Origin of the sequence: Desulfovibrio sp., assembly GCF_019422935.1 — a bacterium.
In the GTDB taxonomy this organism is placed as follows: Bacteria; Desulfobacterota; Desulfovibrionia; order Desulfovibrionales; family Desulfovibrionaceae; genus Desulfovibrio.
In genome coordinates this window covers 429,952-450,692 of the sequence record NZ_JAHZCJ010000001.1, presented here as the reverse complement: position 1 = coordinate 450,692, position 20,741 = coordinate 429,952, and the positions used below count along the sequence as shown (strand labels likewise).

General features: G+C 57.3%; 19 protein-coding genes and 1 riboswitch. Of the genes, 8 read left to right on the top strand and 11 right to left on the bottom strand.

Annotated elements, in window-relative coordinates; genetic code table 11:
• Window positions 1-127: 127 nt before the first annotated feature.
• From QZ383_RS01990 to QZ383_RS01980, 3 genes are read right to left on the bottom strand one after another with little or no spacing between them, the layout of a single operon-like run.
• Window positions 128-637, bottom strand: coding sequence for a threonine/serine exporter family protein (locus QZ383_RS01990; RefSeq protein WP_291442572.1), 510 nt, complete (start codon window positions 635-637; stop codon window positions 128-130).
• Window positions 634-1,536 carry a threonine/serine exporter family protein gene (locus QZ383_RS01985; RefSeq protein WP_291442570.1) on the bottom strand — a complete coding sequence of 301 codons (903 nt, stop codon included), beginning with the start codon at window positions 1,534-1,536 and terminating at the stop codon, window positions 634-636. The genes QZ383_RS01990 and QZ383_RS01985 overlap by 4 nt, the downstream gene beginning before the upstream one ends.
• A 3-nt stretch (window positions 1,537-1,539) precedes the next feature.
• Window positions 1,540-2,433 carry an ornithine carbamoyltransferase gene (locus QZ383_RS01980; RefSeq protein WP_291442569.1) on the bottom strand — a complete coding sequence of 298 codons (894 nt, stop codon included), beginning with the start codon at window positions 2,431-2,433 and terminating at the stop codon, window positions 1,540-1,542.
• Window positions 2,434-2,695: 262 nt separating this feature from the next.
• On the opposite strand from QZ383_RS01980, the gene QZ383_RS01975 reads away from it, so the two are divergent.
• From QZ383_RS01975 to QZ383_RS01940, 8 genes are all read left to right on the top strand, one after another.
• Entirely contained in the window at window positions 2,696-3,358 is a 663-nt protein-coding gene (locus QZ383_RS01975; RefSeq protein ID WP_291442567.1) for an HAD family hydrolase, read from the top strand.
• 1 nt (window position 3,359) lies between these two features.
• Window positions 3,360-4,067, top strand: a complete 708-nt coding sequence (locus QZ383_RS01970) for a 4Fe-4S binding protein (RefSeq protein WP_291442565.1) — start codon at window positions 3,360-3,362, stop codon at window positions 4,065-4,067.
• Between the two features lie 206 nt (window positions 4,068-4,273).
• Complete coding sequence (gene metA / locus QZ383_RS01965) at window positions 4,274-5,209, top strand: homoserine O-succinyltransferase (protein ID WP_291442564.1); 936 nt, start codon at window positions 4,274-4,276, stop codon at window positions 5,207-5,209.
• Window positions 5,210-5,250: 41 nt separating this feature from the next.
• Window positions 5,251-5,694, top strand: coding sequence for an Rrf2 family transcriptional regulator (locus tag QZ383_RS01960; RefSeq protein WP_027180794.1), 444 nt, complete (start codon window positions 5,251-5,253; stop codon window positions 5,692-5,694).
• Complete coding sequence (gene nifU / locus QZ383_RS01955) at window positions 5,678-6,514, top strand: Fe-S cluster assembly protein NifU (RefSeq protein ID WP_291442563.1); 837 nt, start codon at window positions 5,678-5,680, stop codon at window positions 6,512-6,514. Before QZ383_RS01960 ends, nifU begins: the two co-directional genes overlap by 17 nt.
• A gap of 5 nt (window positions 6,515-6,519) precedes the next feature.
• A complete protein-coding gene (gene nifS, locus QZ383_RS01950; RefSeq protein ID WP_240825573.1) occupies window positions 6,520-7,674 on the top strand; it encodes a cysteine desulfurase NifS in 1,155 nt (384 codons plus the stop codon).
• A 247-nt stretch (window positions 7,675-7,921) separates the two neighbouring features.
• A complete protein-coding gene (locus tag QZ383_RS01945) occupies window positions 7,922-9,181 on the top strand; it encodes an HD domain-containing phosphohydrolase (RefSeq protein ID WP_291442562.1) in 1,260 nt (419 codons plus the stop codon).
• 32 nt (window positions 9,182-9,213) lie between these two features.
• Window positions 9,214-10,215, top strand: coding sequence for a bacteriohemerythrin (locus tag QZ383_RS01940; protein WP_291442560.1), 1,002 nt, complete (start codon window positions 9,214-9,216; stop codon window positions 10,213-10,215).
• Window positions 10,216-10,306: 91 nt separating this feature from the next.
• Here the strand turns inward: QZ383_RS01940 and nrdG are convergent, their stop codons facing one another.
• From nrdG to QZ383_RS01900, 8 genes are all read right to left on the bottom strand, one after another.
• A complete protein-coding gene (gene nrdG / locus QZ383_RS01935; protein ID WP_291442558.1) occupies window positions 10,307-10,822 on the bottom strand; it encodes an anaerobic ribonucleoside-triphosphate reductase activating protein in 516 nt (171 codons plus the stop codon).
• Window positions 10,815-10,979, bottom strand: coding sequence for an anaerobic ribonucleoside-triphosphate reductase (gene nrdD / locus QZ383_RS01930; RefSeq protein WP_022658663.1), 165 nt, complete (start codon window positions 10,977-10,979; stop codon window positions 10,815-10,817). The genes nrdG and nrdD overlap by 8 nt, the downstream gene beginning before the upstream one ends.
• A gap of 58 nt (window positions 10,980-11,037) precedes the next feature.
• Window positions 11,038-13,386: an anaerobic ribonucleoside triphosphate reductase gene (locus QZ383_RS01925; RefSeq protein WP_291442556.1), complete on the bottom strand. Its 2,349-nt coding sequence runs from the start codon at window positions 13,384-13,386 to the stop codon at window positions 11,038-11,040.
• Between the two features lie 28 nt (window positions 13,387-13,414).
• A riboswitch (cobalamin riboswitch) is annotated at window positions 13,415-13,594 on the bottom strand.
• 606 nt (window positions 13,595-14,200) lie between these two features.
• Window positions 14,201-16,816 (bottom strand): pitrilysin family protein, encoded by a 2,616-nt coding sequence (locus tag QZ383_RS01920; RefSeq protein WP_291442555.1) that lies wholly within the window; start codon window positions 16,814-16,816, stop codon window positions 14,201-14,203.
• Between the two features lie 268 nt (window positions 16,817-17,084).
• Entirely contained in the window at window positions 17,085-17,807 is a 723-nt protein-coding gene (locus QZ383_RS01915; protein WP_192111566.1) for an ABC transporter ATP-binding protein, read from the bottom strand.
• A gap of 156 nt (window positions 17,808-17,963) precedes the next feature.
• Entirely contained in the window at window positions 17,964-18,785 is an 822-nt protein-coding gene (locus tag QZ383_RS01910; protein ID WP_291442553.1) for an ABC transporter ATP-binding protein, read from the bottom strand.
• A complete protein-coding gene (locus QZ383_RS01905) occupies window positions 18,782-19,819 on the bottom strand; it encodes a branched-chain amino acid ABC transporter permease (protein WP_291442551.1) in 1,038 nt (345 codons plus the stop codon). Before QZ383_RS01905 ends, QZ383_RS01910 begins: the two co-directional genes overlap by 4 nt.
• Window positions 19,819-20,712, bottom strand: coding sequence for a branched-chain amino acid ABC transporter permease (locus QZ383_RS01900; protein WP_240825560.1), 894 nt, complete (start codon window positions 20,710-20,712; stop codon window positions 19,819-19,821). Before QZ383_RS01900 ends, QZ383_RS01905 begins: the two co-directional genes overlap by 1 nt.
• Window positions 20,713-20,741: the final 29 nt, after the last annotated feature.

Here is a 20,741-nt window from a genome sequence, read left to right as displayed (position 1 = left end):
CAGCGCATATCTGCGAAGGCCAGTGCCTTCCCACGCCAGAATTTATCTCCGTCAGACCTGTTCCCTTCCTCTTTGCGGCTGCCGTGAGCAGCACGGCAACACTATTCCTGCATGGCAAGCGTCTGATTCAGTCCGCATTGCCGCCCTGGCTCAGCTTGTGCAATGTACGCCCAAGCGGTGCTTCGCGGTGGAAAAGAAGTAGAGGCAGTATGGCCCCGATGGCCAGGGCGCACATGATGAAAAATGCCGTGAGCCCGTTGTAGACAACGCTGACAAGCACAGTCTGGCCCTGAGGCGTCCCGGCAGTGTTGAGAAACTGCAAGGTCGCCAGAATGGCCTTATAGGCAAACATGCCGGGAATCATGGGCAACAGCGCGGGGAACACAAACATTTCCGCCGGGGTATGGCAGCGGCGCGCAATGGGCATGCTGCAAAAGGAAATAATCAACCCGGCGCAGAGCGATGCGCTGGCAATCCCCATGTTGGCCTGCAACAGCAAAAAACGGCTCATATGGCCCGCGGCGGCAAGCAGGCCAGCCATGACGGCTATCCGCTTGGTGGGCCGCGATATGGCCGCAAAACCAACTGCGGCAACAGCTGCAAGCGCTCCGTCCGCAAGACAGTCAAGCAGCATCATAGTGAATCCACCCCCATCAGCAGCATGGTTGTAGCCAGCCCCAAAGCAATGCAGATAATAAGTGTACTGGCCTGAATCAACCGTGAAACGCCCATGAGCACATGCCCGTCAAGAATATCCAGCATGGCGTTGATCAGGGGGATGCCGGGGATGAGAAACAACACGCTTGCAGCCATGCCAGTTTGCGGCGTGTTGCCCAGATGCAACAGCACGCCCAGCGATGCAACCAGAGAGGCCGCAAACGAGCAGAGAAAAAACGTGACCTTCAGGTCAAGGCCCCAGTGCAGCAGTTTTTGCCGCAGATAAAAGCCCAGAAAGGTCGCGCAGAAAACCAGCCCCATAGCCACCGCATCGCCGTTGAACAAACCGCAAAAGGCGGCATTGGCGCAAGCCACAAGAAAACGCAGCAGCACTGGATTAAGCGTGGGCACCGCGCAGATGGCGCTGAAATGCTCACGCGCCTTGGCAAGGCTGAGGTTGTCATCGGCAATGCTCCAGCTCAGGGCATTGAGCGCCGCCACCCGCTGAAAATTGGGCGCGCCAGACACTATGGAGCTGACCGCAGTGCGGCGCTCCGCCGGAATGCCCCCTTCGGCAGGCTTGATGACCGAAAGCATGAGGTGCTTGGGGAATATGGCCAGTTCCACCTCAAAACCATATGCCCGTGCAATGCGGCAGGCGGTGCGATCAACTCGTGAAGTCTGCCCGCCCGCCGCAAGCAATGTGGAAGCATAAATCTGTATGAACTCAATAAGCTCTTTGGCAGTCAGAACATTATGTTCTGTTCCGCAAGCGGCATCGGCTTTCTTAGTACTGGCCTCTGCCCCGCCCGCAACAGTCGAATCCGCCACCAATGCAGACAGCGTATTCAGACCGCCCTGCCCGTGTTGCAAACCCATAAACTAGATCCCGCTTTCATTATCAAGAAAAACCCAGTGCAACATGCGCTTATGAACCCGCAAACGGTATTCTGCCTGTTGCACCAACAGTGAGGCCTTGCTGGCCAGAATGGAATCGTCAACACGGATGGCCGCTATGGGCGAAGCACTCAGCATAAGATGCGCGTCATGCGCCGCCTTGGCGAGCAGTTCCGGCGTCACGCTCCAGCTTTCGCGTTCTTCGTCCGTCAGGCCGCTACGGCAGCCCGCAAAAACATAGTTGACGCCACGCACGGCCTCTTCCACACTATCCACAATGGTAATGCGCGACCCATAGCGCTCCGCAGCTTCTTTGAGCGGCGCTGGATCCACGCGGGACGGCACGGCAATGCGCAGTGAAAAGGGAAACCATGCCGTTGCCGCCATCAATGAATGCAGCGTGCCGTTGACGCAGCCCAGCCAGCCGCAGGTCACGCCGTCAAGATAACGCGAATTGCGCAACATGCAGGCTATGTCTGCCAGCGCATGCGCTGGGTGCGCATCCGGGCTGCCCGCATTGATAAGCGGGAAGCGCAGGCACGATGCCTCCATGTCCCACCCGCCCACGGGCATGCCGTACATGTACAAGCAGTCAATGTAGTAGCTGAAAACGGGCAGGAGCTGTTCCTGATAATCATTCATTTCATTGCGCCAGCTGCCACGGCTACCCTCGTACACCACAGCGCCGCCCATTTGCCGCACAGCGGCGGAAACACAAAGTCTCTCGGGCAGGGAGTGCTGCGAAAACATCAGCAGGGCCACGCGCTGCGCCATAAAGTCTGTCTGCAGCTTCGGTTCCGGCATGCCCAATGCCTGCTGCACCAGCAGCCAGGACGCCTTTTCACCAAGACTCTTGATATTCAAAATATGTCTTGCCATAGATCCTCCGTGACGGTCGTCACATACAGCATCTTGAGCCCGCGATACTGTTCTATCAATGCGTGAAAATTCTGTCCAGCAAAGCACAGAAAGCAGCAGGCATCACAACCCCTTATGCACCTTTTGCAAAACATTTTTTTAACACACTGAAAAAAAAGAGAATAGTGGATTTTGTCGCATTAATACCCATTGAATACTTGTGATTTAATCCACTTTTCAGCTACAGTACGGGTGCCCGCTTGCAGGGCCCACAGGAGCATACATGAGAGCATTCATTTTTGATCTGGACGGAACACTGGTTGACAGCCTGGAAGACATTGGCCAGGCCTGCAACGATGTTCTTGCCAGTCACGGCTATCCAGTCCATCCCTTGCCAGCGTTCAGATTCTATGTGGGCCGAGGCTTTCACAAACTTGTGAACGACGCCCTCCCCGAGGGTGAAGCAGCAAAGCTTTCTTCAGACCAGCTGACAGCGTTGATTGCAGAGGCCCGCACCCGATACGGCGAAAACATGTGCGTACGCACCAAGCCCTATGCCGGCATCACCGAGGCGCTGCACCACCTGGCAGATGACGGCCACGCCCTGGCCGTTCTTTCCAACAAGCCGGACGACCTCACGGTTGAACTGGTGCGCCGCTACTTTCCTGATGTGCCGTTTGCCCTTGTGCGCGGCGGCAGGGAGGGCGTGCCCCTCAAGCCGGAGCCGGACGCCCCGCTCGACATGCTGCGGCACATGGACTTTTTGCCCGAACGCAGCTTTTACGTGGGCGACAGCAATGTGGATATCTTCACCGCCCGCAACGCGGGTATGATCTCAATCGGCGTGGCCTGGGGATTTCGCGGCGCGGACGAACTGCGCGCAGCTCAGGCCGACCATGTCATCGACACGCCCGAGGCGCTGACGCGCCTGGCAAAGGAGGCATAATATGAAGCGTCCTATCATTGAGATTGACGAAGAAAAGTGCAACGGCTGCGGGCAATGCGTACTCGACTGCGCTGAGGGCGCGCTTGCCATCATTGACGGCAAGGCCAAGCTTGTCAGCGACGTGTACTGCGACGGCCTCGGCGCGTGTCTGAACTGCCCCGAGGGCGCGTTGCGCCTTGTGGAAAGGGAAGCACCCGAATTTGATGAGGAGGCGGCCCTTGCCGCCAAGGCAAAAAGGGATGGAACCGCTCAACCACACCGCCCGCATGGCGGCGGCTGCCCCGGCAGCATGGCGCGCACGTTCACCCCGCTGACCGGCGGCCCAGCAACCATGGCCCCCGCCGGATCGCAAGACCTGCGGGCCCAGGTGCCCACCTGGCCCATTCAGTTGCGGCTGGTGCCGCCCACAGCGCCCTATCTGCGCGGAGCCAACATCCTGCTGGCAGCCCACTGTGCAGGCTTTGCCCTGCCCAATCTGCATGCTGACTGGATGAGCGGGCGCGTGCCCATCATTGCCTGCCCCAAGCTTGAAGACAATGAAGTGCTGGTCGAAAGGCTCACAGCCATCATCAAACAGGGCGGCATTACGGGCATTACCGTACTGCGCATGAGCGTACCCTGCTGCGGCGGGCTGGACAGGCTGGCGCACCGCGCCATTGAGGCCGCAGGCAGCACCTTGACGCTGGAGACGCATATTGTACAATTGTAGGCATCTTACAAGAAGTATACATGGGCAAGAAATGTCCATGTAGGAAATACCTAAAGTCCGCCTTGACAAAACATAGTGTAATGCTATGTTTTAGGGGCGGGCTTTTATTAACTGAAATTGCCCAAAAACCGTAACCCGCAGACGGGCCGTAAGGGGCAGTGAATACACTGCCATGTAAGACTGCTTTGCTGTAAAGGATCATCGACATGCCCATCAAGATTCCTGCTGATCTTCCCGCCTGTGCAGCGCTTGAGAGCGAAAACATCTTTGTGATGACGGAAGATCGCGCTGTCCAGCAGGACATTCGTCCGCTGGAAATCGCCATCGTCAACCTCATGCCCACCAAGATCGCCACAGAAACGCAGTTGCTGCGGCTTTTGAGTAATTCGCCCCTCCAGGTCAACATCACCCTGCTGCGCACAGAAGCTCACGAATCCAAAAATACTCCCGCACAGCATCTTGAGCGTTTTTACAAGACATTTTCAGAAATTCGCCACGGCAGCTTTGACGGCATGATCGTTACCGGCGCCCCGGTGGAACACCTTCCTTTTGAAGATGTGGACTACTGGCACGAACTGCTGGACATCATGACCTTTGCGCAAAGCCGCGTGTACTCCACCCTGTACATCTGCTGGGCGGCGCAAGCGGCCTTGTACCATTTTTACGGCATCCCCAAGTACGCCTTGCCTGCCAAAGTTTCCGGCGTGTTCCAGCACGACATTTTGCAGCCCGGCTGCCGCCTGTTCAGCGGTTTTGACGATACCTTTGCCGCGCCCCATTCGCGCCACACAGAAGTTCGCGCAGAGGATGTGAGCAAGCAATCCGCGCTGCGCATTCTTGCCGAATCACCTGAAGCCGGGCTTGCCCTGGTAGAAAGCCGCGACCACTCGCAGGTTTTCATGACCGGGCACCTTGAGTACGACAGGGGCACCCTGGATGCGGAATTCCGCCGCGATCAGGAAAGGGGCATGAACCCCATACCGCCCAACAACTACTATCCCGGCAACGATCCCAACCGCCTGCCCAACATGAACTGGCGGGCGCACGCGCACCTGTTCTACTGCAACTGGCTCAACTACTACGTTTACCAGGAAACGCCCTTCAGCCTTACTGCCATTGCCCGTGACCGGCAGGGCAAGTAAGAGTTCATAATCCTGAACCCCTACAGGATACGAGGATGCCTATGCGATTTTCTACCAGAACCCGTTACGGATTGCGCTTTTTGCTGCGTCTGGCGGCCCAGCCCCAGGGATCTCTTTTGCAACTGGGGCAGGTCGCCCGTGAAGAAAACATCTCGTCGGGCTATCTGGAACAGATAGTGCGGGCACTGCGCCCCATGGGCATTTTGCGTGCTGTGCGCGGTTCTGGCGGCGGGTACTCCCTTGCCAAGTCGCCAACAGACATTAACATTGAAGAAGTCTTTCAGCATCTTGAGGGTGAAATTTCCCCTGTGCGCTGTCTGAGCAAGGGCCGCCATTGTCAACGCGAATCCCACTGCTCCACCCGGGGCTTCTGGACAGAACTGGACGGGCACATCCGCTCCTTCCTGCAAAAGCGCACCTTGCAGGAAATCATAGACTCAGAGAAATGCTCCGTAACGGGAGGCAATCATGTGGAATTACACTGAAGCAGTACACGACCACTTTCTGCGGCCGCACAATGTGGGTCCCCTTGAAGGCGCCAACGCCATTGGCGAAGTGGGCAGCCTGACCTGCGGCGACGCCCTTAAGCTATATCTCAAGATCAACGACCAGCACATCATTGAAGACGCCAGCTTTGAAACCTTTGGTTGCGCCAGCGCCATTGCTTCAAGCTCTGTGCTGACCGACATGGTCAAGGGCATGTCTGTTGAAGATGCGCTCAAGATCACCAACAAGGACATCACCAACGCTTTGGGCGGCCTGCCCAAGCAGAAGATGCACTGCTCCGTCATGGGTCAGGAGGCGCTTGAAGCCGCCATCCGCCAGTGGAAGGGCGAACCGCCCGTGCCCCATGCCCACGAAGAAGGCAAGCTGGTGTGTAAGTGCTTTGGCATCACGGATGCCCAGATTATCCGCGCCATCACCGAAAACGGCCTCAAGACCGTTGAAGAAATCACCAACTACACCAAGGCTGGCGGCGCATGCGGCGAATGCCTTGATGAAATCGCCGAAATTCTGGCTGGTCAGCTCAAGCAGAAGCCGCTGGTCGAGCTCAAGCCCAAGCCGCGCCTCACCAACGTGCAGCGCATGCAGAAGGTGCTTAAGACCATTGACGAAGAAATCCGCCCCCAGCTTGCCGCTGACGGCGGCGATATTGAACTGGTGGATGTGGACGGTCTGCGCGTTGTGGTCTCCCTGCGCGGGCGTTGCGCCCAGTGCCGCTCTAGCGAAGTGACCATCCGCGATCTGGTGCAGCGCCTGCTGCGCGAACATGTTGAAGCCGACATCGTGGTTGAGGAGGCCTAACCGCCATGAAAACCATCTATCTTGACAACAACGCCACCACGGCTGTTGCGCCTGAAGTACGCGATGCCATACTGCCCTATCTGAACGAGCTGTACGGCAACCCTTCAAGCATGCACACTTTTGGCGGTCAGGTGGCCGATGCGGTCGAAACAGCTCGCGAGCAGATGGCCGGGCTGCTGGGCGCAAACCCGGACGAGATCATCTTTACCTCCTGCGGGTCAGAGAGCGACAACGCCGCCATCTGGTCGGCCATCCAGACCCAGCCTGAAAAACGCCACCTCATCACCACTCGCGTGGAACATCCCGCCGTGCTCAGCGTCATGCAGCACTGGGAACGTCAGGGCTACCGGGTGACCTACCTTGGCGTGGACAACAAGGGCCGGCTTGACCTGGACGAATACGCAGCCGCCCTCACGCCCGATACGGCGCTGGCATCCATCATGTTTGCCAACAACGAGGTGGGCAATATCTATCCTATCCAGCGCATGGCTGAAATGGCCAGCGAGCGCGGTGTGCTGTTCCATACTGATGCCGTGCAGGCCGTGGGCAAAACGCCCATTGACCTTGCCCATCTGCCTGCGGATATGCTTTCGCTCTCCGGCCACAAGCTGCACGCTCCCAAGGGTATTGGCGTGCTGTATGTGCGCAAGGGTGTGCGCTTCCGCCCATTTTTGCGGGGCGGCCATCAGGAACGGGGACGCCGTGCGGGTACGGAAAATGTTCCGTACATTGCCGGGCTTGGCGCAGCGGCTCAGCTTGCCATTGCGCACATGCAGGAAGAACGCGTCAGCGTGGCCATGCTGCGCGACAGGCTTGAACAGGGCCTGCTTGAACGTATCCCCGACTGCATGGTCAACGGCGATGTGGATAACCGCCTGCCCAACACCACCAATATTGCATTTAAAAACGTGGAAGGCGAAGCCATCCTACTCATGCTCGACAGGCTCGGCATTTGCGCAAGCTCCGGGTCTGCCTGCACCTCCGGCAGCCTCGAGCCTTCGCATGTGCTGCGCGCCATGGGTGTGCCCTTTACTTACGCCCACGGCTCCATCCGCCTTTCCCTCTCCCGCTACACCACGCAGGAAGAAGTGGACTTTGTCATCCAGAACTTCCCAGATGTCATCAAAACCTTGCGCATGATTTCTCCCTTCAAGGATTAATCCTGGCTCAAGCAGCAGTTGACGCAGATTCCAATGCTGTAGATTATGTGCCGCACTCCCTGGGTGCGGCACATTTATGTCTGCGGCAAAACTCTGTGCAATTGAAACATACGGTTTAAGTGACACCCTTAACGCAAAAAATGCCCTTTCTGTCGGTCTCTGCGCAAATGAGCCTATTGCCTCCGGGGTCCGGTTGTCCTATCATTTTACTTTGAATATCTGTTCCGACTGGTGAGAGTGAGGTTTCATGCGTTCAATTCGCCTTTTTGATCTGCTGATGGGTTTTTCGCGCGCGCTGGACATGGTCACGCCGCTTCTTGCCGGACACCATCTGCGGGTTGCTTTTTTGAGCCAGGTTATTGCCGAACGCATGCGGTTATCCCGCACCACGCGCAAGTACATGCTTATGGCCAGCATGCTGCACGATATTGGCGCAGTGCCGCTCAAGAGTGATACGCGCGACCTCATATTTGAGCGCAACAAAGCCCTGCACTGCCGGGCTGGCTGGGCTTTTTGCAAAACAGCAGGACTGCCCAGGCCTGTATGCGACATGGTGCTGCATCACCATACGGAATGGTGCAGCTATGAGTCATCCGACCAGCACGCGCTGCCAGCCAACTGCATCCATCTGGCTGACCGGGTTGACGTGGCCCTGCGCGGCAAGCAGGCATCTGATCTGCACGGCATCTGCCTCGCCCTGCAGGCAAAAGATAGAGAATACGCCCCGGCCTGCCTTGAAGCGCTGGCAACCCTGGCTCATGATGCGGAAATTTCAGCGCTTCTGAGCAGCCACGAGCGTATGGAAGAATACCTGGCCACGGCATTTGGCTCTGTGATTCTTGGCCCGGTGCAGCTTGTGGAATTGTGCGGGCTTTTTTCGCAAACCATTGACTCCAAAAGTCCCTTTACCGCCACCCACTCCCTTGGCGTGGCCTATACGGCGCGCATGCTGCTCAGACTGACCCGCATGGCCGATGCCGATGACCTCACAACCATGTTTGTGGCCGGTCTGCTGCATGACATTGGCAAACTCGCGGTGCCACTCGAAATTCTGGAAAAACCAGCGGCGCTCACACCTGACGAAGTGAAGGAAATTCAAAAGCATGCTGAAATCAGCATGGATTTGCTGGGTTCCATACCCGGTTTTACCTGCGTGCGGGAATGGGGGGGCAGACACCACGAACGCATTGACGGCACTGGCTATCCCCACAATATTGAAGGAAGCAGCCTGACGCTTCCTGTGCGTATCATCGCCGTGGCAGACGTATTTACAGCCCTCACAGAAGACCGCCCCTACCGGAGCGGCATGCCTTTGGCCGAAGCCATGAGAATCATCGCATCCATGGCGGAACTCGGCTATCTGGATAACGGCGTGGTAGCGCTCCTGGCCGATAATGTGCTACGCGTCAACAAAGAGCGCATACGCGCCCAACGCAAGGCCGCTGCAAACTTTGTGGTTATGCGCAGGCTGTGCGATGAGGCGGCGAGGGCTGCCAGGCAACCTTGAACTGGGTAGGCTACCCACTGACGGGGGGACTCATGGGCGTTCCAATCATTTTTCTGATTATTGCTCCCTTGGCTGGCATTATCGCCATGCAGCTCACCCCGCCATTTTCCCGGATTGCTGTTGTCCTCTCTCTGATTTTTTCCCTCTGCGGCCTTGTGCTGCTCTACCGCTACCTTCTGCTTCCCTTGCGCACATTCGTGGCTGCCCTTGCGCAACCCGGCTGCGCTGAAATCCCGTCCATACCCACGGCCTGCGATGTTGTGCGCGCCCTGGAAGACAGCCTCAACGCCAGAGAGGCCACACTTCGCCACGACATTGCCGAGGCGTGCGAAACAGCAAACAAACTCCGGCAGGAAATTCAGGAACTGCGCGAAAGGCGCGTTGTGGACATGCAGACGCAGCAGACTGCCATTGCGGCGCTACGCAAAGCCCAGTCTGAATTGAAAGACCTCGGCACAGCTGCTGATGCGGACATTGGGTCGCCTCTGGACCACCCGCGCATCAGGGAACAGATTCTTGACCTTTCTGCGGCGCTGCACCATAGCGAATGCATATTGCTGCACGCCAGCCTTTTGGACGCGGCTGACACTGACAAAGATGCAGCAGATACTGCTCTTGAAGAGGCCTTCCCCTGGGATAGCCGTTACAATACGAATATTCCTGTCATTGACGGCCAGCACAAGCTCTTGCTTTCGTACATCAACAAGCTGCACCGTGGAATGCAGAAAGGCTGCGATAAAAAGCTGCTGCTCGAAATTCTTGATGATCTGACGGGCTATGCCTTCAGCCATTTTGCCACAGAAGAAATATTCTTCAGCCGCACGGCTTATCCGCTCACGGCACGGCACACTGAAGTGCACCAGAATTTCAGAAAAACAGTGACAGAACTCAGGGAGGCTGTGCTTGACGACAAGGCCTTTATTGATATTGCCCTGCTGGAATACCTGAAAACCTGGCTGGTGGATCATATACAGCAGATGGATGTGGGTTTTGCCTCCTATGTGACCGGAACAAAAAATACACCGAAACAGTAAGCCTCCTGCAGCCAGCCCCCAATAAAAAACCCCGCAAAAAGCGGGGAACAGACGTGACCGGCAAAATAACCTGTCAGGACTCGCAAAGCGTTCAACGGCTGAGCAATTCTGCCGCTATTTCTTCTCGGGCAGCGCGGTCAAGAAGGCGCTGGTTCGAACTACCCCTGAACTGCAGCTCAAGGTCGCGGAGGCTTTCCACATAGGGGCCATCCACAAGAACATCCGTCAGTTCCAGCAGCCGGTTTGTCCAATAGTCATTGCGGGCAAACAGAGCTTCAAATGTGTAGCCCGTGTAGGTCATCACATTTTTGCGCATGGCCTGCACGCCCTCGGCCACTGCGCAGAGCGCCTGGGCCTGCTCAAAAGGCTCCCCGCCAGACAGCGTCACACCCGCCAGAAGAGGATTCTCCCCAATCTGGGCAAGGGCGGCCTCCGCCGTAAACGGAAAGCCGCCCTCAAAGTCGTGCGTCTGCGGATTGTGGCACCCTTTGCAGTGGTGCGGGCAACCCTGCGTGAACAAGACATACCTCAGGCCCGGGCCGTCCACTATGGATTCCTCCACAATGCCTGACAGCCGCATAACCCCGGCATTACCGGATTCAGGCATGCTTGACACGGTCGCGCTCTTCCGAGCGCTTGGCGTTGTTGAAACGGTCAAGCGTTCCCACAAGGTAACCGGTGATGCGGCGGGTACGTTCAAAGCCCACATCCTGGCCCACAAGTTTCTGCGCAGGCTTGGTTTCCTCGAACAGACGCGATTTCATTAGCATTTTCGCTCTCCTTGTTCTTAAAGCAAAATTGATGAAAAAATGTATTTGACCGCTAGTCCCACTTGGGGGTGTGCGGGAATTTTCTACGCAATTCATTGAGCAGCTCGGCGCTCACGCCTTCGCCTTCCTTGCGGCCGCAGCGGGGGCAGGCGCCGTTGATCACACCCACATAGCCGCAGACAGGGTCGCGATCCAGAGGATGGTTGATGGAGCCGTAGCCAACGCCATTATCGTGCATAAAACGGATGATGCTCTCAAAGGCCTCAAGGTTCTTGCAGGTATCGCCATCCAGCTCCACATAGGTGATGTGGCCCGCATTGGTCAGCGCGTGGTACGGAGCCTCGATCTGTATCTTTTTAAAGGCCTTGATGGGGCAGTACACCGGCACGTGGAACGAGTTGGTGTAGTAATCCCTGTCAGTGATGCCGGGAATGCTGCCGAACTTTTCCTTGTCGAGGTTGACAAAGCGCCCGCTCAGGCTCTCTGCCGGGGTAGCGATGAGTGAAAAGTTGAGCCCGGTCTTTTCAGCTTCGTCATCGCACCGCTTGCGTAGATGCGTAACAATCTCGATGCCAAGCTTCTGGGCCTCTTCGCTTTCGCCGTGGTGCTGGCCCACAAGGGCCTTGAGCGTTTCGGCAAGGCCGATAAAGCCCACGGTCAGGGTGCCATGCTTGAGCACTTCTTCAATACTGTCGTCCCAACCCAGTTTGTCGGAATCAAGCCAGATGCCCTCGCCCATGAGGAAGGGGTAGTTGCGCACCTTCTTGGCGCTCTGGATCTTGAGCCGGTGCAGCAGCTGGCGGAACACCAGATCAATCTTGTCGTCCAGCAGAGCGTAAAAACGGCTGATGTCGCCACGCGCATCCAGCCCGAGCCGGGGAAGATTGATGGAGGTGAAGCTCAGATTGCCGCGACCGCACGTAACCTGCCTGTCCTTGTCGTACACGTTGCCAAGCACGCGTGTACGGCAGCCCATGTAGGCAACTTCCGTATTATAGTCGTCCGGATGGTAGTACTGGAGGTTGAACGGCGCATCAAGAAAGCTGAAATTGGGGAAGAGCCGCATGGCGGAAACGTCCATGGCCTGCTTGAAAAGGTCGTAGTTGGGATCTTCTGGATTATAGTTGACCCCGGACTTCACCTTGAAAATCTGCACGGGGAAGATGGAGGTTTCCCCATTGCCAAGCCCGGCCTTGGTGGCGCGCAGCAGGTTTTTAACAACCATCCGCCCCTCGGCAGAAATATCCGTGCCGTAGTTGATGGAGCTGAAAGGCACCTGTGCGCCTGCGCGCGAATTCATGGTGTTCAGGTTGTGGATCAGGGCTTCCATGGCCTGATAAGTGCGGCGCTCGGTGTATTTGAGGGCTTCGCCGGCAGCGTAGGCATGCGCGCGCGTCACAAGCTCGCGCCGGGCCTCGGGGGCTGCCGCCACAAGGGCTTCTCCAAAGGCATCGCAGGTGCCAAGGCGCGGGCCTTCGGGCAACAGGGCGATGGTTTCTCTGGCGGCGTCAATGGCTGCCTGCTCTTCCAGATTCTGGGCAATGCGCAAAAATGCGGCAAAGGCGCGCTCATATTCCTTGCGGTAGGTTTTGATAACGCCCTCGGCCATGGCAAAGTCAAAATGCGGCACACTCTGGCCGCCGTGCATTTCATTCTGGTTGGCCTGAATGGCAATGCAGGCAAGGGCCGAGTAGCTCTCAATGGAATTGGGCTCGCGCAAATGCCCGTGTCCTGTGGAAAAACCATTTTTAAACAAGGGGATAAGGTCAATCTGGCAGCACGTTTCCGTGAGCATGTAAAAATCTTTGTCGTGAATGTGGATGTCGCCGTTACGGTGCGCGGCAGAGGCATCCTTGGGCAGAATGTAGTTGTCGATGAAGAATTTTGAACCCTCGGAACCATACTTGAGCATGGTGCCCATGGCCGTATCGCCATCGATATTGGCATTCTCGCGCTTGATGTCTTCTTGCAGAGCCGGAGAATACGTAAGCTTTTTATAGATATCCATGAGATACGATTCCGCATTACGGATTTTCGTATGCTCGGCCCGGTACAGAATGTAAGCCTTGGCGCTTTTGGCGTAGTCGTACTGAATCAGGGTTTCTTCAACAACATCCTGAATTTCTTCCACATGCTTGAGGCTGCGCGACTCCAGCTTTTTGCACACCTTTTCGGTGACAAACAGCAGGTCAGTGGGTGACATGTCTTCACCACCAACGGCCTGATTGGCCTTGGTGATGGCATTGAGAATCTTGACCGAATCAAAAGGCACTTCCGTGCCGTCGCGCTTAATAATGCTGGCGAGCATGAACTTCGCTCCAAACGTGTGGGCTATGAACAAAAAGGCCGCCCGAACAGAACGGGCGGAGAGGCCATCAATGGCCCTTTTCTGACGGTTCATCTGCAAAAGCCCGTTGCAGATGCTCCACTTTCTTAGAACGGTTGAAAGCAGGTCTTCCGGCTTGCCTGCCGCTCTTCGGCCTTCCCGGTATTATCCAGTGGCACGCGAGGAAAAGCGGTGTTGAACAGGCTCACGGCGGCGGGTCCGCTCCCGAATTTCACGGGAATTCCCTATTAAGCTCCATGGCGCTTTCAATGTCTAGAAAATCTCAAAAGAATTGCACCCTGTCAATAAATGCAGGCAAAAAAGCTCTCCTAGTGCCGTAGCAACACTGCGAATTCACTATTGAATTTTCTTGCCTGCCCAACTTTTTCACTACACCAAGGCCGCAAAACAGTGAGGGCGTGAACAAAAGTGTTCGCCCTGGCTGGAGCCAGATCAGGCAACCTGACCCGCAACATTTGTGGCTTTGATTGGCGTTGCTGAAACATTTCGCCATGGATTCAGGCATCATGCCCGCATGGCGCTGCCGCCCCGGCCCCGGCACTGCGACCGCAGCCGATACCTGGCGAGCTTTCCTCAGAAAGCAGTTCCCGTAACGCAGGCAAGAACTTACTCTACCCACGCCGGGTTTTCAAGACGGCCTCCCCCACGTAAGGGGACTTACCTCGGACTTGACATTTTTATTTGCCCGCCGCTTGCCGAAGATATCGTTTATAAAAACTTTTTTTGTACAATCAAACAAGGGTTGAGCATTTCGTAACAGCCAAGAAACACAAGGGGCCGCATCGGCCCAACTCCGCTTCCACCGCCAATTTGCAGGGAAGCGCAATCGGATATCCGATGCGGCCCGTCAACAAATCCGAAACGCCGCCTACGGCAGCAGGATCATGTTATAAAGGTTTTTGTCGTCCAGATACTTCTGCGCCACAGCCTGAATATCCGCAGGTGTCAGCTTGGCCGCCTTGTCGATGAGCGACTTGCTGAAATCTCGGGGCAGGCCCAGTACGGCGTCTGTGGCGGCCACGCCCGCGCGGGAATCAAGGCTCTGCTTGTCGCGGTAGTATTCGCCAAGCAGGCGGTTGGCCCCGGCTTCAAGCAATTCGGCAGGCAGAGGTTTTGCCTTGATATCGGCAATAATCTTGGCAAAGCCTTCACGCGCCTGCGCGACCTTGTCAGGCGTAGTGCCAATGTAAAAAGCCATCATGCCAGCCTGAGGCATGGCGCGGTAAAAGGCCGTGACCGTGTACCCGAGGCCCTGCTCATCGCGCATCTGGCTGAACAGCAGGCCGCTCTGCCCGGAAAGCACAGACTGCAAAAGCATCAGCGCCGGGGCATCCGGGCTGGTGTAGGGCACAGCCTTGAACATCTGGAGCACGTGGGCCTGATTGCGCCCCGGCAGATGCAGATCAAGGTTGCGGGCATCACCCCATGAGGGGGCGGGCAAGGAGAAATCCTTGTTGTCTGGCGCGGGCAATGTGCGGGCAAAGGCCAGCACGGCCTCGCGGTCAAAATCGCCAGCAACGGCCAGCACCCAGGGCTGCACGAGTTGCTTGTCCCAGAACGAGCGTACATCCTTGGGCGTAAACCTGGAGAGGTTCGCTTCCGTCCCCAGACTATCGTAGCCGTAGGGCTGACCGCCGGGGAAGATGAAGGGATTCACCCGCGAGAACAGGAAGGAGGTAGGCCTGTCTGCCCGCTGGCGGATGGCGGCCTTCATGTTTTCCGCTTCACGCTTGATTTCCTTGGCTTCAAAGCGGGGCTTGCCCAGCACCTCTCCCAGCATGGAGAAATAATCAGCATTGAACCGGGCCGGGCCGGTCAAGGACACGGTAAAGGTTTGCAGGCCCGCCTTGGCGGAGAGAGAAGCCGCGCGGTCAGCGAAATAGCGTTCCATAGCCTGGGCATCCAGTTTACCGCTGCCATCGCCAAGGGTGCTGGCCGTCAATTCTGCCAACCCCTGCTGGTCAGGCTTCAGCAGGGCGTTGCCGCCGGGCAGCATCAGATCAACCGCCACGTAAGGCACTGTGGCATCAGGGATAAGAATGACGGTACGCCCCTGCCCCAGGTCGACCACTTCCTGCTGCCCTGCCGTGGCCGCAGCCTTCTGCGCAGCCTTGGCAGCAGCACTGCCGGGCCAGTTCTTTTGCAACACGGCTTCCAGATCGGGCAGCTTGGCATTTTCAGGAGCGAGCACACGCACCCGCGCCCTGCTGGGGTCAAGCCAAAGGTCAATGGCCTGCTGCACCTGCGGCTGAGAAACATTACGCTGGGTGAAGCGCAGATTCTGTTCCGCAACATCGCCGCCCAGCTCAAACTGGACGCTGCCCAGCCAGGAGGCAAGGCCGTTGAGCGTTTCCGCCGAGCGGTCCATGCTGTCTTCCAGGTTGTAGCGGGCGCGCTTGAGGGCCTCGGGCTTGAAGTCTGCGGCCTTGAGCTTGGCAAGGTCTGCGGTCAGCCCCTGCCAGAAGGCTTCCAGCTTTTCCGGGGCCATGTTGGCTGTAATGTACAGCATGCCCGCACGTTCAAGGCTCATGTTGCCCACGCTGATGCTGTCCACAAGTTGCTTTTCATACTCGTATTTGCGGCTCAGCAACGAAGTTCCGTCGCCGCCAAGCAGGTAACTCAGCACGTCCAGATCCACAGAGCGCAGGTCGCGCAGGGCTGGCGCAGGGAAGGCCATGCCCAGATAAACCTTGTTCCAGGGGCCGCGCACCACTTCAACGCGCTGACCGCCGGGGGCCGTTAGCAGATCAACCTGCGGCGGCGTAACAGCATCGTTGGTGTTGGCCATGCCGCCAAAAAGTTCCTGGGCATGTTGCAGTACTGCCTGCTGGTCAATATCTCCCGCCACCAGCAGCAGCATGTTCTGCGGCTGATACCAGCGCTGCACATAGGCACGCAGGTCATCGGCGGTAATGGCGCGCACGGTTTCCTTAAAGCCGATGATGGGCCGCCCGTAGGGGGTGTTCTGGAGTGTGGACACCTGCAGGCTTTCAAACAGCCTGCTCATGGGCGAATCCTGATCGCGCTCAAGCTCGGAAATCACCACTTCTTTTTCCGACTCCAGTTCCTTGGGGTCCAGAGCAGCCTGAAAGGCCATTTCTTTCACCACGTCCATGCCCATGCGCCAGTGGGCCGCGGGCATGTCCGTCATGTACCATGTTTTGTCAAAGCTGGTGGCCGCGTTGAGGTAGCCGCCAAGGGCTTCCACATCGCGCGCCACCTGACCCTTGGGCCGGTGCTCTGTACCTTTGAAGACCATGTGCTCCAGCAGATGGCTGATGCCCGCCTGCTTGGCGTCCTCATTGGCCGAACCTGTGCGCACGTAAAGGCGCGTTGCCACCAGGGGGAAGCGGCTGTCCTTGATGATATACACGGAAAGCCCGTTGGGCAGTTTGGTCAGGGTTCGCTGTTCGCCCGGTGCGGCAGAGGCCGCGCCAGCCAGCAAGGCCAGCAGGAGGGGCAATAACAGAAGTATGCGTTGCATGTTTGCTCCTTATGAATTTGCAGTCGCAAGGTCGCAGAGGCAAAAGCAGTAAGTGCCCTGCTCCCCGGACTGTTTTTAACCAACATGAATACTAATACCCCCAGCACGGGGTGGCAAGCCGCAGTCTTTTGCTCACCCCGGCGGCTCGAAGATATAAGGTGGTGCCTCGCTGAATTTGCCGAAGTTTGCGGCAACAAAAAACCGGCAGTCGTACGATTGCCGGTTTGAGCGCTGATCAGATCAACGCGGTCTGAAATCAGGAGCAGGTCTAGCCGCCGAGGTAGGCATCCTTGACCTTGGGATTTTCAAGCAGTTCGCGCCCTGGGCCTTCAAGCACCACCCTGCCAACTTCAAGAATGTAGGCATAGTGCGCCACAGAAAGCGCCGCAAAGGCGTTCTGTTCCACCAGCAGGACGGTTTTACCCTCTTCGTTGATGCGCTTGACGATGTCGAAAATCTCGCGCACCAGCAGCGGAGCAAGACCCAGAGAAGGTTCGTCAAGCATGAGCAGATCGGGGCGGCTCATGAGCGCGCGGCCTACGGCCAGCATCTGCTGTTCGCCACCGGAGAGCGTCCCGCCCTTCTGCCAGAGACGTTCTTTAAGCCGGGGAAACAGGCTGTAAACCCACTCGATATCATGGGCTATTTCTGCCTTGTCGCTGCGCGAATACGCGCCCAGGTGCAAGTTTTCCTCCACCGTCAGATGGGGCAGGATACGCCGCCCTTCCGGCGAAAGAGAAATACCCTTGCGCACCATGTCTTCGGGCTTGAGGCCCATGAGCGAAGCCGGGGCGTCGCCCTCGTGGCGGGTCAGCAGGATATCGCCGCTGATGGTTTTGTTCAGGCCGGCAATGGAGCGGATAATACTGCTCTTGCCAGCGCCGTTGGCCCCGATAAGCGTCACAATACTGCCCCGCGGGATATTCAGGCTTACGCCCTGAACGGCCTGAATGCCGCCGTAGCGCACATGGAGATTACGAATTTCAAGCATGATGCACCCTGTCCATATGTCGGTCTGCGCCGGAAGAGCTTTCCGGGCATGTCTATCTGCTGCGTATGGCTGTTTGCTCCTGCACGGGAGCGTCAAACAGCGCCTTTGCAAGCCGCAACGGGCAGCCAGAGCAAGGCTCTGCCACCCAGGCCGCGGCTAAATGACTTTTTCCAGCGTGGCGTCCTCGCCCAGATAGGCGCGGATGACCACGGGGTTGTTGCGGATGGATTCCGGCTCGCCCTCGGCGATCAAGGCACCGTATTCCATGACCCAGATGTACTGGCACACGCCCATGACGACCTTCATGTCATGCTCGATCAGCAGAATGGTGAGGTCGAATTCGTCACGGATATGGCCGATAAAATGCATGAGATCCAGGCTCTCTTGCGGATTCATGCCCGCTGCGGGCTCATCAAGCAGCAACAGTTTGGGCTCGGTGGCCAGAGCGCGGGCAATCTCAAGCCTGCGCTGCGCGCCGTAAGGCAGGCTGCCCGCCTGATCGTTGAGGTTGCCGCTCAGGTTTACCCGGTCGGCAAGCTGCTTGCTTTTTTCCACAATGGCCGCTTCTTCCTTATAAAAAGCGGGGATGCCCAGAGGGGCCATCCACCAGGGGCAGCGGCGGCGCACATGACAGCCGACCATGATGTTTTCAAGCACGGTCATCTGCTGCGACAGGCGGATATTCTGGAAAGTGCGGGCCATGCCCATGCGGCAGATTTCCGAGGGGCCAAGGCCCTTCACGCTCTTGCCGTCAAAAATAACGTCACCTTCCTGAGGTGTGTAAAAACCGCTCAGGACGTTAAAAGCTGTGGTTTTGCCCGCGCCGTTGGGGCCGATAATGCCCGCAATCGCGCCCTTGGGCAGAGCGATGGAAAGATCGCTCACGGCGGTCACGCCGCCAAAACGCATGGTTACGTCCTTGGCCAGCAGCAGTGCGCCCTCGTAATTGGGAGCCTTGGGCAGATTAAAACCGCTCATGCCTTGCCCCTCCTGAAGAACGCACCCATTGATTTCCAGGTCAGCTCACGGGTACCCATGATGCCCTCGCGCCGATAAAGAATAATGGCCAGCAGCACCAGCGAAAACACCACCATACGCATACCGGGGATGCCGGGGATTTCAACAAAGCCCAGATCCATGGGTTCTTCAATGGCGCGCAGCCATTCAAGCAGGATGGTGATGACCGTGGCACCGAGCAGACTCCCCGTCAGCGAGCCAAGACCGCCAGCCACAACGAACATGAGCACGTTGAAGGTCAGCAGAAAGTTAAACATCTTGGGGTCGATGGTGGAGAGGTGGGAGCCAAGCAGCGCACCGCCCACACCGGCAAAAAACGCGCCCACGCAGAACGAAAGCACCTTGTAGCGGAATACGTTGATGCCCATGACCCTGGCGGCGATTTCGTTATCGCGTATACAGCGCATCACATTGCCGTAATTGCTGAATATGAGCCGCGAAAGCACTATGAGCGTAAAGAGCATCCAGATGTAGCACGAAAGCAGGCTGGCGTGCCCAGGAATGCCCTTGATGCCCAGCGAACCGTTGGTGATGGAGGTCGCGTTGACGATCAGGACGCGGATGATTTCTGCAAAACCGAGGGTGGCAATGCCGAGGTAGTCATCGCCAAGCCGCAGCACAGGCACGGCGATGATAAAGGCAAAGATGGTGGCCACCAGCCCGCCAGCCAACGCAGAAACCCAGAAAGGCGTAAACAGGTCGGAGAAAGGCCAGATGATGGGTTCAAGAATCCACATCATTTCTTTCTGCTCGGGGCTCAGGATGCACAGGGCCGAAACATACGCGCCGATGGCGATAAACCCTGCATGCCCCAGAGAGAAGAGCCCGGTAAATCCGTAAATCAGGTTGAGCGAAAGCGCCAGAATGGCGTTGATGAAAATGAGTTTGGCGATATAAATCTGGTAGTCGCCGAGAAAGCTTTCTGCCTGGGAGAGCACAAGGCCAAACAGCAGCATGACCATAATGCTCAGAATGGTGCTTCTGTTCAGGCGCATTAGATTTTCTCCTCCATTCGCTCACCCAGCAGCCCTGTGGGCTTGAACAGCAGAACGAGCACCAGCAGCACAAAGGCGAAAGCGTCGCGGTACCCCGAAAGCTCAGGCATGAAGGCCACGGTCATGATTTCAACAAAGCCAAGGGCAACACCGCCGATAACAGCGCCCTGGATGGAGCCGATGCCGCCGAACACAGCGGCGATAAAGGCCTTGAGGCCAGGCATGATGCCCATGTAGGGGTGCACCTGCGGATAGCGCAAGGCCCACATGATGCCCGAGGCCGCCGCCAGCGCAGAGCCAATGCCAAACGTGAGGGCAATGATGTTGTCCACCCGCACACCCAGAAGGCGCGTGGTTTCAATATCTTTTGAAATGGCGCGCATGGCGAGGCCGGGCTTGGTGCGGTACACCACATACAAAAGCACGGCCACAAGCACGATGGTCATGATCGGCACAAAGGCCGTGAGCGGCAGGATGCGCAAGCCGCCAATCTGCCATTCAGAAACCAGCCATTCGGGCTGCAACACGGGGCGGGGCTGACCGGTAAAGACCACCACGGCGAGGCTTTCAATAAAAAATGACACGGCAATGGCGCTGATAAGCGCCGAAATACGCGGGGCGTCGCGCAAGGGTCTGTAGGCTATCCTTTCTACAAGGATGCCGAGCACGCTGGCGCCAAGAACGGCGACAACAGCGGCTACACCCCAGGGCCAACCAAAGGCGAACGTGCCGAAAAATACAAAGTACGCGCCGATCATCAAGATGTCGCCGTGGGCAAAGTTGATCAGGCGCAGGATGCCGTAAACCATGGTGTAGCCGATGGCGATCAGCGCATACAGCGACCCAAGGGTCAGGGCGTTAAAGCAGTGCTGCAAAAACATATCAAGGCTCATGGGCCACCTCAGCGCCTCGCAACGGACAA